At 42.3% G+C, this 15,654-nt stretch carries 9 protein-coding genes and 1 pseudogene; 1 reads left to right on the forward strand and 9 read right to left on the reverse strand.

The features are described from left to right. Positions 1-252 precede the first annotated feature (252 nt). The 5 genes from NV381_RS18415 to NV381_RS18435 form a co-directional block, all read right to left on the reverse strand. Positions 253-4,410: an S-layer homology domain-containing protein gene (locus NV381_RS18415; protein WP_258214757.1), complete on the reverse strand. Its 4,158-nt coding sequence runs from the start codon at positions 4,408-4,410 to the stop codon at positions 253-255. A gap of 200 nt (positions 4,411-4,610) precedes the next feature. Beyond that, positions 4,611-6,113 carry a sulfatase gene (locus NV381_RS18420; protein ID WP_258214758.1) on the reverse strand — a complete coding sequence of 501 codons (1,503 nt, stop codon included), beginning with the start codon at positions 6,111-6,113 and terminating at the stop codon, positions 4,611-4,613. 84 nt (positions 6,114-6,197) lie between these two features. Beyond that, positions 6,198-7,064, reverse strand: a complete 867-nt coding sequence (locus tag NV381_RS18425; RefSeq protein ID WP_258214759.1) for a carbohydrate ABC transporter permease — start codon at positions 7,062-7,064, stop codon at positions 6,198-6,200. A gap of 24 nt (positions 7,065-7,088) precedes the next feature. Continuing rightward, positions 7,089-8,003, reverse strand: coding sequence for a carbohydrate ABC transporter permease (locus NV381_RS18430; protein WP_258214760.1), 915 nt, complete (start codon positions 8,001-8,003; stop codon positions 7,089-7,091). 24 nt (positions 8,004-8,027) lie between these two features. Further along, on the reverse strand, positions 8,028-9,332 hold the full coding sequence (locus NV381_RS18435; protein WP_258214761.1) for an ABC transporter substrate-binding protein: 1,305 nt from the start codon (positions 9,330-9,332) through the stop codon (positions 8,028-8,030). A 240-nt stretch (positions 9,333-9,572) separates the two neighbouring features. On the opposite strand from NV381_RS18435, the pseudogene NV381_RS18440 reads away from it, so the two are divergent. After that, positions 9,573-9,716 (forward strand): annotated as a pseudogene (locus tag NV381_RS18440) (IS3 family transposase); the annotation flags it as partial. Between the two features lie 19 nt (positions 9,717-9,735). Here the strand turns inward: NV381_RS18440 and NV381_RS18445 are convergent. From NV381_RS18445 to NV381_RS18460, 4 genes are all read right to left on the reverse strand, one after another. Next, positions 9,736-10,959, reverse strand: a complete 1,224-nt coding sequence (locus tag NV381_RS18445) for a response regulator transcription factor (protein WP_258214762.1) — start codon at positions 10,957-10,959, stop codon at positions 9,736-9,738. 21 nt (positions 10,960-10,980) lie between these two features. Beyond that, positions 10,981-12,747 carry a cache domain-containing sensor histidine kinase gene (locus NV381_RS18450; RefSeq protein ID WP_258214763.1) on the reverse strand — a complete coding sequence of 589 codons (1,767 nt, stop codon included), beginning with the start codon at positions 12,745-12,747 and terminating at the stop codon, positions 10,981-10,983. Positions 12,748-12,878: 131 nt separating this feature from the next. Further along, on the reverse strand, positions 12,879-14,033 hold the full coding sequence (locus NV381_RS18455; protein ID WP_258214764.1) for an ROK family transcriptional regulator: 1,155 nt from the start codon (positions 14,031-14,033) through the stop codon (positions 12,879-12,881). 36 nt (positions 14,034-14,069) lie between these two features. After that, complete coding sequence (locus tag NV381_RS18460) at positions 14,070-15,500, reverse strand: sulfatase (protein WP_258214765.1); 1,431 nt, start codon at positions 15,498-15,500, stop codon at positions 14,070-14,072. Between the last annotated feature and the right edge of the window lie 154 nt (positions 15,501-15,654).

Genomic DNA, 15,654 nt, shown 5'->3' on the forward strand with positions numbered 1-15,654 from the left:
GAATCCGCGCTCTTGTGGCCGACTTTTGCGTCCCGGTCTTCCGAGATACGTAGCTGCTCAAGGTCATCTGCGATCGTTTCTTTAAGCAGATTGAGCGGTTCTTTGATCTTGGGAAGCTCGCAGACACCTCCTTAAACAACCGATTTAGGACGCATTTTATAATAACAGAAAGGAGGACTTAATGCTTTTATTATTGCGCCCTTACATGAAAATGGCTATAGAAGATGAATCCTGTTCGTATACTTACAGTAATTACTTGTTATAAACCCTATACATGATGACTGCTGCTTCAGCCCTGGTTGTTTTGCCAAGAGGATTGACTCTGTTTGTATCTCCCTCTATAAGTCCTTCGTTGACCATCGTGGATATGTCAGCTGCGGCATAATCAGCTACATCAGACTTATCGGCGAATGCTTCAAGATTTTCTCTTGATCCAGATGATGTAAGCTTCCCAGCTATTTTCATCGCTCTGGCAGTGATAACCATCATGTCCTGTCTTGATATTTCTTCGGAAGGATTGAACTTGTTGTCGCCCGATCCGTTGGCAACGCCAAGTGCTTTAGCTATTCCCACCGATTCATAGTAGTAGTCTGCTACTTTTACGTCACTGAATCCGGAATCTATCTTGGCTCTCAAGCCCAGTGATTTGACCAGGATCATTGTAAAGTCAGCCCTTGTTATGTTTGCACCAGGTGAAAAGGTATTGTCTGTTGTACCGTTTAGTATTCCCTTTGCTGCTATTACTTCTATTGAGTCTTTAGCCCATGCATAGTCAGCTGTGTCATCAAAGGTCCTAAACACATAGGCTACGGCATACTGGCTGAAGTGTGTTGTTGAGAACACTACTGCAGATGCATCATACTTTCCGCTCGGTACTGATATCGCCTTGCCTGAGCCGTCAATACACCATACCACTATGTGCTCTGGGTTTTTAAGCTCTTCTGCCGTAGGTGTATAAGGTATTGCAACCGTAACAGGCGCATCAGGATTATTGTAGTCTACAGTTTTGCCGTCTACAGCCACGCTCAGGTCTATAACAGGCCTTCCGCCTGTCTTTTCTTTTATGTCATCAGCATACTTGGATGTGTCTGCTTGAGCTATATTAAGGCTTACTATCTTCCCACCTTCGACACTGGTGTTGGCCAACATGTTTCCAGGCATCACAACGCTTCCGATGTCTGACTTAATCTCTATCTTATTTGCAGCACCAGCTGCGGTTAAGAAGTTTGCATCCAGTGTAAACTCATAGGCTTTTGCGCCATCTATCTTCGGAATCTCAACTTTTATTGTTTTTATGCCCTTATCATCAGCCTTTGTACTGTCAAAAGCTGCCTTTAATCCAGCCGTGTCTAATTGGACTGTAGCTTTCCCTGTACTGTTGTCAAGCTTGGGAGCAGTAAACATACTCTTGCTTCCAGATAGATCAGCCGAAGGAGCTGCCACTTCTCCACTTCTACTGCTTCCACTGCTGCTACTCCTATGAAAAGTAGGAATTGCACTTGCCTCATATGAATATATGCTATCTCCATAAGAATTTGTTGCTACAACCGCAAAATAGTAAGGTGTTCCGCCACTAAGTCCAACTGCTTTGTATGTTGGCACACTGGTTATTGCTATTGGCGTTGACCCGTAAGAACCCGTGCTTGTACCCTGGTATACTTTGTAGCTTACTGTTTGCGGCACACTGTTCCAGTTGAGGCTTACCTGTGAATCCCCTGCTGTTGCTATAAGACCTGTTGGGGCGACAGGCAATGGCGCATTCGCTTGAACCATTGTGGAATACGCTACGCTATCCAAACCGTCTACCGATGCTACTACCTTTACTATTCCGGGAGCGTTTGCCTGAACACGCCCTGTTCTTGCATTGATGGTCGCTATCCCACTGCCTTGGGTAATCTTCCAAGTCGCCGATACGGTTTTGGCATTTACGGGAGAAACTGCAGCTTCATACCTATACGCAACCCCGGCCTCTACGGAAGAGGGCCCAGAAATGACAACATTGCTAACATTAGCTTCTGGCATCAAATCACCTTGAGTTTTTACTTTAATAATAACAAAGGTGTTGGCCGGGAAATCATATGTGATGCTATTCTTGCCTGCAATACCAGTAATCCCAGTTTTTACAAGCTGTACGTTATCAGGGTTAATGTCATCATTTGTACTCATAAAAGTCGGGCTATCAACATACATCACCTGCGCAGTAGGAAGCTTGGAAGTTTCGTCAAGCTTGATTGTTGCAGAAACGTTCTGATTTCTACTTCCATTGGCAACAGCAACATAGGTATATCCATCATCGTCAGTTGATGCATGAACATCCAATACGTTAATGCTGACATTTTCATTATCATCCTTGGGGTTAATGCCGGTATCGATAAAGGATGGATAATATGGAATAGTAGGATAAAGCGTTGATGTTGCTTGCATTCGAGGGTTGTTATCTATTGTTGTTTGAACTGCTTTAGTCCCATAGAAAGTATTAAGCATTTGCAGGACAAGAGCTGCTGGCGTTTGTGTTATTTTTTTCAACGTACGGTTTGGAACTGTAGTGGCTGGCCCCTCATTGAGATATACGGACAAAAGGCCCTGGTTCCCCCATCCTGTCGCATCCTGCGAGAAAGGAGTATCAATCAATGAATGCCTGTTTGCATAAGAAATACCAGGTATTTCGGTGAAGCCTAAGGCGGATCTAGCCGTATATATTGCATGGGAATTCGAGTTTAGCCAGCTTTTATTATTGGCATTATAAGCTATAATAGCATATTCTGTTATAGCCGCTTTCCCATCAGGCTTGTAGGTTTTTAATAAATTCAATTGTTCCTTTACTTCATCCAATGCCCCTTCAGCAATAAACATGGTATTGTCAGCATAGAGCCCGTCATTAATGTTATTGTATGTAAACGCACTACCATATGGATGAATCGCTATACCTGTCCAGGTATTATGACCCTGCATTGCTTTGTAAAAATTTTCATTATGTATGCTGGAATATACCTCAATATTTAATCCATGTGCCTTGCTAAAATTAATCATTCCTTCTGCCATAGTTGCAAAACCATCTTTTATCGCAGAATATTTCGTACGGATAGTAGCGCCGGCAGGTGGAATATTACCGTTTATACCATCGCCAAAGGTAATGCTTCCTTTTGAGTAATCAACTGCAACTGCGTTGACTTTGCCTGCATTCGCCAGGGTGCTGACAATGTCCCACTTAACATTATTAACGAAAACTTCCCCGGAGCCGGCAACAACCGGGCGATAACGAAAATATACAACTTGATTGGCTTTCCCATCGCTATTAGAGGCGGCGTCTGTCCAATCAGTATCCCTAACCACCTTATATATCTTCCCAAGTTGCGTAGACAAAGTAGGAGCAAATTTTGTGAAATCATCTTTAAAATCCATCTGCCCCCCAAGAGCGTACCTGCTTTCATAATCAGCATTGCTGATTGTTTGGGTCCAATATTGCTGAGCCCTTTGCAAATTAAATTCATTACCCATTTCAAATTTAGTAATGTTATATGGTTCCGGATGCCCATTTGCAGCTCTTTCCGATGCCCAGTCAGTACCCCCATTCCAGTTAGAGCCATCGTTGGGTGCATTACAATACTCAATTAAATCCAGCGCATCCTGGAGGCTTCCGTTGCCCATATTATACATATAGGTCAATTCGATTCCATGTGCTTCACTAAAACGTGCCGCTTCATCCAGACCGAACTCGGAGGTAGTTGCCGCCAGCGAAGTTCCATGAATCTGCGGTAAGCGGTTCTCTACAGGGCCAATTGATTTCTTCCATTCATATAAATTGGCCATTGTACCGCCAGGAAAACGCAAGACACCAGGTTTCATTTCACCGACATATTCGTCAGCCTGCGTCGTTATACGGTCATTCTCATAATCCCACATGCCATATGCATTTGATGACAGTTTGTATTGATTGAGACTGCTGCCATAGCGGCTATTAACTCCAAACAGCTTATGTGTAAAAGTATTCAGCACAGAATGGGTATTCACATTAATAGTAGCTGCGCCAACGCCAGGTGTAGCACTTACTTCATTTGAATATGTACTGTTTCCGCCTGCATTACTTGCTACGACAGTAAAGTAATAAGTAGTCCCATTGCTAAGACCTGTTGCATTATACACTGTCCCGGCATACACTGTCCCGGTTACGGTTCCTATGGTTCCTATGGGATTAGCTCCATAAGAAGTTGAGGCTGTTCTCTGATATACATTGTAACTGACTGCTTGGGGTACACCACTCCAGCTAAGATTTACCTGTGAGTTCCCGGCAGAAGCCACAACATCGTTTGGTGCCGCAGGCGGTGCTACAGCTGCGCTTACCGGAGTAATTGCAAGAGTAGACAAGCATAATAAGGTTGCCATCAAGATGCAAATCAATTTTTTAAACATACATTTACCTCCCTGTTAATGTTTTTACTACATTGGTTTTATATTGAAATCTATCTTAAGGCAGCAACTATGAAGTCTTGAGAAATTTTTGAATCCGCTTACATTTTCTTTAATGATTGTATTTTTGCCTTCCAAATGTATTTATTTTATTATTATCGAGGGTATGTCTTTGTCTTCCTATTGGGACATACCCGTCGATACTATACCAGACCAAGACGCGAATACTGCTCATTCGGTGAATCGTGTTCTTCTAATGCTTTACGCAGCAGCTGGATCATCCTCTGCTCTGTTTCTTCATGATGCAGCGGATGATTCTGGCTATAGTCTTCGCGGATGTTGAAAAGTAAATGCTGCCGAATATATTCGCTATTCACATGAAATGATTGAGTCTGATCCTTCATTCTCACATTATTTCCAGGTATTTTATACACCGGAAAGTCTGTCCATTTCAGGAATGGACCCATTTCAATGCGGCTCGGTTCAATAATATGATCCATTCCGTAATAATGGCCAATCGTTGTAGGCATCGCAGTATATAAAGAGATCGGTGAGTTGTCATCGTGATATGAAGCTCGATAGTAGGTGTATTCTCCATCCGTGACATTGACATTTTTTCCGAAATATCCATATAATGCGCAGTCTCTTATGGAGGATACCTCCCCACGGATCAAGGGCAGCAATGATTTTCCATGCAGTCTGTTCCGGCAACGGCTTACATCCAGCCCAAATTGCTCAAGCAAGGTTGGAAACAGATCAATGTTTTGCGTCAATGTATCAACCCGTTTGCCAGCATATTTATCTCCCGGCATGTGAATCATCAAGGGAATATGGGCTATTTCGTTGAATGCAGGCATAACATTTTTGGCCAAAAAATTATGTTCACCTAGCATGTAACCGTGATCAGAAGTAAAGATCACCATGGTGTCTTCCCACATCGCATACCGATCCATTGTTTCAAACAACTTGCCCACCCAGCGGTCTGTCATAGTTAAAAGGGCGGCATACCGTTTACGAATATGTTTCAATGCTCCATTCGGAACGTTGACTTGTCCGTATTCGGGCCAATAATAGGAGGGGCCATTATAGTCATCTTCGTATTCCTCTATATATGACTCTGGCAGATCAAACGGTTCATGAGGGTCAAATGCTTCCACCCAAAGTAGGAAGTCACTCGCATCATGGTTACTGTCTAGCCAGCGGATAGCGGACTTGATCGTTTTTGGTGAAGAATAATCCTCTTCTTTGCGAAATTCCTTCCTATTTAATGCATATTGGGGTACAAATTTACCCAAGTGCCCCTCCGGCTGCTCGTCCTTCATTACTCGCGAAACCCAAGGGTCGCTTTCTTGCCCACGAATAAAATCCCACGTATCAAATTGCTGGCAGTAATTTTCCCCTCCTACTTTGAAATAATGATAATGATCCGTGGAAATATGGGAGAAAATCCCGTTATCTCTTAGCATTTGAGGTAATGTCTGATCAAAAGGTTCGATCGGTCCCCAATTGCGCTCCAAAAAACCAAGGCGCCCAGTCAACATGTCCCTTCGTGCCGGCATACAAGGAAGCGAGCCTGACCAATGATTAGTAAAAACCACCGACCGTTCAGCCAGACGATCTAAATTTGGTGTCGAAATGCCGGATGCTCCATAAGTACTTAGGAAATGCCGATTGACTGAATCTAATAAAAGTACGATTGTTTTCAAGTAAGTCTCTCCTTTCATTCGCTCTCTTTACCAAGAGGTAAGGGAGCCGAAGAAGCGCCCTATTCCTAACTTTGTTCTTAACTACTATCCTTTTATACCCGAAGTGACAATACCTTCGATAAAATACTTTTGCGAAAATAGGAACACAATCATAAGTGGCAGTACAATAAGTGTCGTCGCAGACATTAATAAGTTCCATTGAACCTGGGTCTCGTCCCTAAACAAGGTCAGAGCCAATTGAACCGTCTTCATCGCATCATTATTTGTGACAATTAGAGGCCAGGTGTATTCGTTCCAAGACTGAGTTGCTTTTAACGCAATTAAAGTAGCGAAGATCGGCTTACTTAACGGAACATATATATACAGATAAGTTTTGAAAGCACTCAGCCCATCCACCTTTGCAGCATCATCAAGATCTTTCGGGAAATTAAGATAGAATTGACGGAACAAGAACACTCCAAATGATCCGGCTACATACGGCACGATTAATCCCATGTAAGAATTGATCCAGCCAATCCCTCCCTGACCTAACCAGTCATTCCCCCCGGCGAAAGGAATATGCTTAAGTATGAGAAAAACCGGAATCATCGTGACTTGAGGAGGAATCATTAAACCTACTAATGAGATGACGAACAACAAGTCTCTGCCTTTGAAACGCAGTCTACCAAAACTGTAGCCGGCTATAGAGTTCAACAACAAGCTGGCAATGACAGTGACGGCAGTTACGAAAATCGAATTCCAAAAATACTGAAGCCAATCCCCTCTCTTCATAGCCTGAATGTAATTATCCAGTGATAGCTGCTTGGGTATAAAGACAAATTGGGATGACTGAATTTCGCCCATGGTTTTAAACGAGGTTAAGATCATAAGCAGGAACGGAACAAGCATTACAAGTGACAAGATGAACATCACAGCTGAAATAGGGACTCGGTATTTTGTAGTTTCCATCATGAACCCTTTCTGTTACATAAAAATCTATTCATGTGTTTGACTTCCATACTTGAAATTAGCAAGAGTGATAAATGCAATAATAAATAACAATATCATAGAAAGCGCAGCAGCATACCCCATCTGAAATTCGGTAAAAGCTCGATTGTAAATCTGATGAACTAAGGTTGTGGTCGAATTCATCGGACCGCCATGTGTTAAGATCTGGATTTGTTCAAATGCATTGAAGTTATGGATTAATCCTGTGATGAAAAGAAAGAAGGTAACCGGTGTTAGCATTGGAAGCGTTACTTTGAAAAATTGTATTTTGGGTCCTGCACCGTCTACCGAAGACGCCTCATACAAATCCTTTGGAATACTCTGCAAGCCTGCTAAGTAAATAACCATGTTATACCCAACCAATTTCCATATACTCATAAAAATAACAGCAGGCATTGCCCAATTCTCGTTATAGAGCCACTCGATTTTCTTGATGCCCAGTACATCCAAGAATGAATTCGCCAGACCGTGGGAGGGCTCATAGATCCATAGCCATATCATCGATACAGCCACCATAGAGGTAATGTGAGGCATAAAAAAACCGGTGCGTAAAAATGATAGGCCGATCAATTTACGGTTCAAGACCAGCGCCAGCATTAAACCAATTACCATACAAAACAATAAGGTAAGGATTGTATAGACAAACGTATTTTTTAACGCGATATGGAAAAACTGATCCGACAGAAGAATCCGATAATTTTTCAATCCAACCCAATCGGCATTCGATAGATCGTAATTCGTAAAGCTTAAATATAAATTAACAAGAATCGGTATCAGTACAAACACCAGCAAGAAAAAGTAAAAAGGAGCGATCAGCACATAGCCTATTCGATCTTCGTCAAGTCTTACCGCCTTTTTCCTCCGGCCCGCTGAAGTTTCTGTCACTAAAGTCAATTCAGACATGGAGCCAGAACCTCCCTAATAATTTTATTTTGCAAATGTGCTTATTTCTTTTTCGAGCCCTTCCTGAGCATCTTTTAATGCTTGTGCAGCCGGCTTTTTACCACTGATCGCCTCTTCGTAAGCCAAATGGATATATTTGTCGTACAGGGGAGACCAGGTAACCGTTGCTTTCCCCTTACCATTCTTTACATAATCCATAAGAACAGAGTTGAATTTCGGATCCTCATCCATGAATTGTTTTTCCAGCGACTTTCTGACAACGGGGATCTTTAAATCCTTATACCGCTTCCATACTTGCTCCTTAGACATCATGAACTTGATAAACTCCCAAGAAGCGTCTTTATTTTTGCTGTTAGCCCCTATCGTAAAAAGACGATTTCCATTGAATGCCACTTTATTCTCGCGTTTTAGGACTGGTGCGAAACCAAGCTTATCCTTCAACTCAGGCTTATTTGTAAGTAGATTGCTGATCGACGTGGTTTGCAGGTAAGACATTGCAGCATTCCCGTTCATAAAAGGCACATCATCCTTCTTTTGATAGTTATAAGGAATATTTACCTTTTTATTAGCCATCCCCACAAGGAAATTAAAAGCCTCCACGGACTTTGGATCGTTAAATGAAGGTACATCTTTTGCTTCATCAATTACTTTCGAGCCATTTTGACGAAGAAACGGTTCGAAAAATACGCTTGCATTTATTCCGGGGATATCGAGCCCCGCGCGGGTAACTATTCCTGAAGCATCACGCTTCGTTAATTTCTCAGCATACTGTGCCAGCTCTTCCCAAGTAGTTGGCGGCTTCTCGGGGTCAAGCCCCGCTTCTTGGAAGTAGTCTTTTCTATAGGTCAAGACCTCAGGTGCAGGAAAAAACGCAAGTCCTACGCTTTTATCCTTCACCTTACCAGCGGCTAATGCGCTTTCTAGAATATCATCCTTTTCATTCCAATTCTTGAGATAATCATCCAACGGTGCGAATTCATTTTTAGTGCCTCGAGTCCCCATGAAAACGAGGTACGCCGAGAGTACATCCGGAAATGTCCCGCTAAGTTTCGCAGCATTCAGCTTCGTGTCCACGTCTGCAGCGTTTGCAGGAAGTACGGTAGTTTCAATTTTGATATTTGGGTTTAAATTTTCAAATTCCTTGGCTACATTCGTAAAGTACTCATCGTTGGCCTTATCTGCTCCAGGGAACCAAAAGCTAATTGTTACAGGTCCCTTTACTGATTTTCCATCAGCTTTCTGAGTAGGTGCCACTGACTGGGAACAACCTGCGATTACTCCCGATAACAGAACTGCAACCACACTCGTGGATAAAATCTTCTTTTTCATACACTTACCCCCTTAATTTGTTTTTCAAAGTTTGTCATTTTGTGCGGCGCAATCGCTTTCAGTTACATTCTATAGGGATTTTTCTGAACTTTACAGTCTATTCATTTAGGATTAGTATCCATCCATTTGGGATTTGAAAAATGAATGGATTCAGTGTTTATATTTATTTAGAATATGTTTTATTTTTTAGGCCTCAAAAAAATTACAACGGGATCTCATGTAATTAAAGGTATTGTGGATAAGCTCCTGATTCATTCTGACCAAGGCTGGCACTATCAGATGAAACAGTACCATCATGCCCTTTACAATCACAAGCGAATTAAAGCAAAACTAAAAGACATGAGTCCGGTACAGTACCGAACTCATGCCGAGCAAATCGCCTAATAAAATAACCTGTCTAATTTTACGGGGTCACTTCACCAGAGTTTCTATTGGTTTTGGTCTCCGACAAATTCGATTCTCTCACATAATCGGTGGGGGACACACCTACCCTGCGTTTAAAAAATTGGCTAAAGTAGCTCATATTATCAATACCCACGGCCAAACAAACCTCATTTACTGGCACATTTTGTTTAAGAAGTTCTTTTGCTTTATCGATTCTAATCTGAGTCAAGTAATATTGGAAGTTAACCCCAACCTGCTGCTTAAATAATTGGCTTAAATAACTTTTATTGACATGAAATATCTTAGCAATTTGATTAAGTGATAATTCAGTGTCTCCGAATTTTTGATGCAGATATGCTGTTACTGCTTTAATTGTCGGACTGTATTTACTAGAAGAATTGCTGGGGGATGATACAAACTGATCAATGGCCAACAGCACTTTTTTGAATTCTTGCATGCATACGTCAAAGCTTGAAGAGGATTCGATTCTCCGAAAATAGGATATCTTATGTTTCTGTAACTCCACTGGATTCCAGCCAGCCTCATCCATTTTATGGATAAGCATGTAGACTAATTCTACAAGACATTTCTGTAAATAATACGGTTCAGGAGCTATACCCGACTGAATGAGGCTTATAGCTCTGTCAAAAACTTTATCGTAAAGCCCAGTCATATCTCTCTCTTCCAAATAGGGTCGAAGGACCTTCCAATTCATGCGGTCAAGCAAGAAGGACTGCTCCTCCATTCCTTTAGCTGCCTTCTGCTTATTCGTTGCCAAGATGCTCCCATAGAATGCTTTGTTTTGTTCAGACAATTGCTCTATCGGCATAAATTCAGAATTCTTCTCCGTATCATTTTCGATGGTATCCTTATTTTTTGGAGTCCATTTTCTTAGTGCGGCGAGCACTTCGTCAAAAGTCATACTAGCTTTTAAAATATAATCGGCGGCCCCAAGTTGCAGTGATTCTTTTACATAGGGAAAATCGCTATAACTGCTAAGTACAATTACTTCGGTCTGTGGATAGGCAGACTTAATGGCTCGAATAAGTTCTAAGCCATCTATGCCGGGCATTTTTATATCCGTAACAACGATATCAGGATTCAGATCTGCTACTAATTGCAGTGCATCCTCACCATTCGCGGCTTCCCCCACTATTTGGAATCCGTGCGATGGCCAATCAGTCATGTGAATAAAGCCTTTTCTCAACAGCTTCTCATCGTCAACTATTAGAATTTTTCTCAAGCCCAACCCCCCTTTTTGCCTTTACTTTGCTTCACGAACGGGTAAAGTTAATGTCACAGCGGTACCTTCACCTGGTATGGAATGCACTGAAAGTCCATACCGGCTGCCGTAGTTCATTTGAAGCCGTTCATGAACATTCCTCATTCCAATCCCGTTAAACTGATGATTGGATTGTTTAACCTCTTGATGGCGCAGTTGCTCTAAGTCCATACCCACCCCATTATCAGTGATCTCAATTCTAATGTCGTCTATGTACGATACGGCATATAACGTAATGATGGCTTCTCCCTGATCTTCGGGTTTCCTTTCAATTCCGTGAAAGATGGCATTTTCTACAATAGGCTGAAGCAACAGCTTGGGAAGATGGCAGGACCATAGAGCTTCATCAATAAATGTCCTCAAGATAATTTTTCTGGATAACCTGATTTCTTGAATGTATACATAATACTCCAGGCAAGCAATTTCTTCCCGCAATGTGATCTCATCGTCTTTTCGTTGGATAGTCATTTGAAGCAGCTTAACTAACGCGTTAATCGTAGGCTCGATATACTCCGTCTTGTTGATCCACAAGAGACACTTAATGGAATTCAGTGTGTTATAAAGAAAATGAGGATTGATTTGAGCTTGAAGGGCATTCCATTCCGCATTACGTTTTTCCTCCTGATTGCGAACCAATTCATGGATGGTATGTTCCAGCTTTCGAACCATTTGTTCATATTCCGTTGTCAATAAAACCAATTCGTTCATCTCCGGAACCACTGTATTCGTTTGTGGCGGCCCTCCCTTGATGCGGTATGCCTGCAATCGTTGATTTAATCGAATTAAAGGCGTAGCAATTCTTCTTGACATCCACACTGCGGCAAATACTGAGATACCGACAAGGATGAGGGCCATCAAGAAAATACTATTGGAGAGCCCTTGAATGTCTTTAAATAAGGATTGTACGGAAACATTCATGACTAATGTCCAACCCGGGATCTCTAGGTATTTAATCGAAGTTATAGTATTTCCCTCGTAGATCGTAGAGGTCCCTTCATTATTTCGTTCGATACCGACTCGCTCGATAACCTCTGAATTTGCTAATTGCCCTACTAGTTCTCTATGGCTATGAGTTACATAACGGCCTTCTCGATCTATTATAAAAAACGCCGCCTCAGAATTAATACTGTCTCGATAAATACGATATAGACTATCTTCCTTGATACTCAGAATGAAAACCCCATATTCCGAGCGTTTATTGACATTGTGTAACAATTTAACTGCATTAAAATAATTTTGATTACCCTGGTTTTTTATGTAAGTTGTTTTGGTTCCTGTCCACCAAATCTGGTCGGGATATTTCCTAATCATAGGCTCATTCGGTAGTTGCGAAAACCATTCGGTATTGACCACCCCGCTTGAGTCATTGGTAGAATAGACCAGACCATTTTTACCGATTATATATGATTCAAATTGCATCCAATCGAAGGCTAATGATACTTGCATCATATTTTTCTCAACGTTAGCCCGATCCGTGAGTTGTTCGTATGGATTAGTATATGATTTTATCAGGTAGGACTCTAAATTCTGGTTCAGGTTGTTCATATTGACTACAGCGGTAACTTGGTCGATAAGAGTTATAATGTTTCTTTCTATTTGACCTGTGGTTTGTCTGTTGGTTTCACTGATTTTCACCATTAGCAGTTCTTCGGAAGCTTTAAAGGACATCCAACCAATTAGTGCAATAGGTATAACAATAAGCACTATATAAGAGGAGACAAGCTGGTTAAATAAGCTTCCGATCTTCATTGTTCTAATTAACCTCTTCAGCAAGCTGCACCTCAGTTCATTTGACGCTTAATAAATCACTTTCAACAAAGAATACATAAATAGGGCTGGTATCTGCATCCGGCCCTAAATTATAATATTTTGCTACTATGCTAATCTTTTAAAGTTAAAAAATGCATGTCTACTGCTAAACTTGCTGCCCCGATCGTACCAATATTTGGACCTAATGAAGATACGGTGACTTCAACTGGATGAAGCCGTGCTAAGAAGGAACGGGATTGGATTTCTTCTCTCACACGATGTACTAGAGGTAAATCTTCCAAGGCCAGGACACCACCAATGATCACACGTTCTATCTGAAAAATATTGTTGTAAGAGGCAAGTGCAACGCCGATCCCGACTCCAGCTTCCTCAAGAGCAGCTCTAGCCATAGTATTACCATCCCTTGCTAGTTTTAACAAGTCATCCGTACCTGACAATTTCAGCCGCTTTACTAACACTGCATCGGATGCATACATCTCCAAGCAACCGCGATTACCGCACCAGCAGGGCTCACCATCTGGGAAAAGCGTCATGTGGCCCAGTTCCCCCGCACCAGTGGCCCCGCTTCGATACAGTTCATGGTGAAGTACAAGGCCTGCGCCGATTCCCCATCCGATATAAACGAATAAGAAGTTCTCCGCGATTTTACCTTGCCCATACAAACTCTCAGCTTGTGCCATTGCTCGGACGTTGTTGTCAATATAAACGGGTAATTTTAAGTGCCGCTCCAACTCTTCGACTAACGGCAGCTCCGGAACTGCCCCCATATTTGGTTGCAGTACTTTTCCGGTAACATGTCGTATTAGTCCGAAGGAGCCGATCCCAACTGCATACACTACGTATTGCTTATTCTCATGAAAAAAGCCTTTTAATTCTTGAATAATTTCAGGTATGAGTTGCGTCCAATTCAACCCGTCTAGAGGCCATTGCCTGGAGCTAATAACCTCTCCTTTAATATTTACTATCGCCGCCTCCCACCGATCCTGCCGCACATGAACGCCTGCCACATACATGGAATTTGTTTGTACATCAAGCTCGACAGAACGGCGTCCTGCGCGTTGTTTTGCAGGTACGACACTTCCGCACTCAACCAATAATTGTTCCGCTATAAGCTCTGCCGTTAAGTTGGTTATGGTAGCCGGTGTTAACTTGGTCAACTCTGCAATGTCTTGCCGTGACATGGCCCCGTGCCTCAATAACGTTTGCAAAATAACGATTTTATTGTTTAGTTTAGTGTGTACGTGGTTTCGACCCGTCAACTTCATTATTCAATCCTACCTCCACGGTTGGGCTAACAGCTATCAAGCTTGATATTTATTTAACAGCTGATCAGCAGCTTCATCCCAACCTTCATTTCTTAACCTTTGTACCCATCCTTCCAATGTAACATACTTCCAAGGACCAGTCTCTATTACCTTCTGCATAGGGTCTACACGGTGACCGGGCTGAGCGAGGTTTTGCTGAGTCCACTCCGTCAGTCGGTGGTCCATCTCCTTAACGACATCTGGATGAATATCAGCGACATTAATAAGTTGATTAGGATCATTCTCCATATCGTAGAGGGTAACCACATCAAAACGGTATAATCCCGGATGGTAGGTTCGAATGTAATACCACTTCGCATCACGTACAGCTCTTTGGCATGTGTAAAGGCCATGATCCATGACCAAGTAATCCCGTCCTTGCCAATGCTCGCCTTTTAGCGCAGGCAGGAAAGAGGTACCGTCCCAGCCACTTGGCACTTCGAGTCTTAACAAATCGGTGATCGTTGCAATCACATCTACGTTGTACACAAATCCGTCTATCACCGTGCCCGGTTTAGTCACCCCTGGTACCTTAATGATCAAAGGTATGTGATGTACAGCCTCTGTCGCGGTAGCATGTTCCATATAAATTCCTTGCTCACCCATCGATTCGCCGTGGTCCGCGCTGATAATAAAACAGACCTCATCTTCAATCCCGAGCTCCCTCAATGTTTCAAGGAGTTGCCCTACATGACGATCCATATAACTGATGCCCCCATCATAACCGTCAAGCAGTTGCTGGAAATCGCTGCGACTCGTTATTTGTTTGGGCATGATTGCCGGTATCTCGTTAGCTGTATGCAAGAACGAAGCAGATCTAGGGAAAATATCCCTTCTATGTTCCTGAATAGTTTCCTCGTTCGGGAACGTTTTAACTGGGCTATCTTTCCACATATCTGCATACTCCTTAGGGTATGTATACATCGTATGTGGGTCCCAATATTGAATATGAAGGAAATAATTTTCCTCTTTTCCGTGCTGCTTCAGCCAAGGAATAACGGCTGCGTTCACTTCATCCGCATCCTCATTGCCTTCCTTAAGTGAGTGCGTATGTACCTCATTCCATCCAGCGAAATACCACCAAGCATGATGCCTGTCGCCGAAAGTTGAGAACGTAACCGTCTTGTAAGCTGCCTTCCGAAGATGTCGTGTGAAGAAAGGCATCGTCTCACTATGTCCATCTCCCTCAGGATAGTAAAAATCATATCCTGGGCCCCAGTGAGTAAATGCGCCATGGTTAACAGCGAACCGACCGGACATAAAGCTTGCACGTGACGGTACGCAAGGCGAAGATGCACAATAGCAATCATTAAAACGAGTACCTTCTGAAGCGATGCGGTCGATGTTGGGGGTCGTGTCTCGTTCATAACCATAACAACCCATATGGTCAGGTCTGATTGAATCGATGTCCAAGTAAATAATTCTCATATTAACCTCCTAAAAGTATAATTAATTAATTCAAGTAATTAATTAATATAATATCTTTTAGTGGAGTTTTTGTCTATTATTTTCGAATGTACAGTCTTCCCATTTCCTTCGTTGTCTTTAATTCTCATGATTCGAACAAATTCCCGACGGTTTT

Source organism: Paenibacillus radicis (ex Xue et al. 2023), assembly GCF_024722015.1.
Taxonomy (GTDB): domain Bacteria; phylum Bacillota; class Bacilli; order Paenibacillales; family NBRC-103111; genus Paenibacillus_S.

What these genes read in the sequence shown, in the direction of transcription:
- NV381_RS18415 (WP_258214757.1), bottom strand. Translation starts at nt 4,410, where the DNA reads ATGTTTAAAAAATTGATTTGCATCTTGATGGCAACCTTATTATGCTTG.
- NV381_RS18425 (WP_258214759.1), bottom strand. Translation starts at nt 7,064, where the DNA reads ATGATGGAAACTACAAAATACCGAGTCCCTATTTCAGCTGTGATGTTC.
- NV381_RS18430 (WP_258214760.1), bottom strand. Translation starts at nt 8,003, where the DNA reads ATGTCTGAATTGACTTTAGTGACAGAAACTTCAGCGGGCCGGAGGAAA.
- NV381_RS18435 (WP_258214761.1), bottom strand. Translation starts at nt 9,332, where the DNA reads ATGAAAAAGAAGATTTTATCCACGAGTGTGGTTGCAGTTCTGTTATCG.
- NV381_RS18450 (WP_258214763.1), bottom strand. Translation starts at nt 12,747, where the DNA reads ATGAAGATCGGAAGCTTATTTAACCAGCTTGTCTCCTCTTATATAGTG.
- NV381_RS18455 (WP_258214764.1), bottom strand. Translation starts at nt 14,033, where the DNA reads ATGAAGTTGACGGGTCGAAACCACGTACACACTAAACTAAACAATAAA.
- NV381_RS18460 (WP_258214765.1), bottom strand. Translation starts at nt 15,500, where the DNA reads ATGAGAATTATTTACTTGGACATCGATTCAATCAGACCTGACCATATG.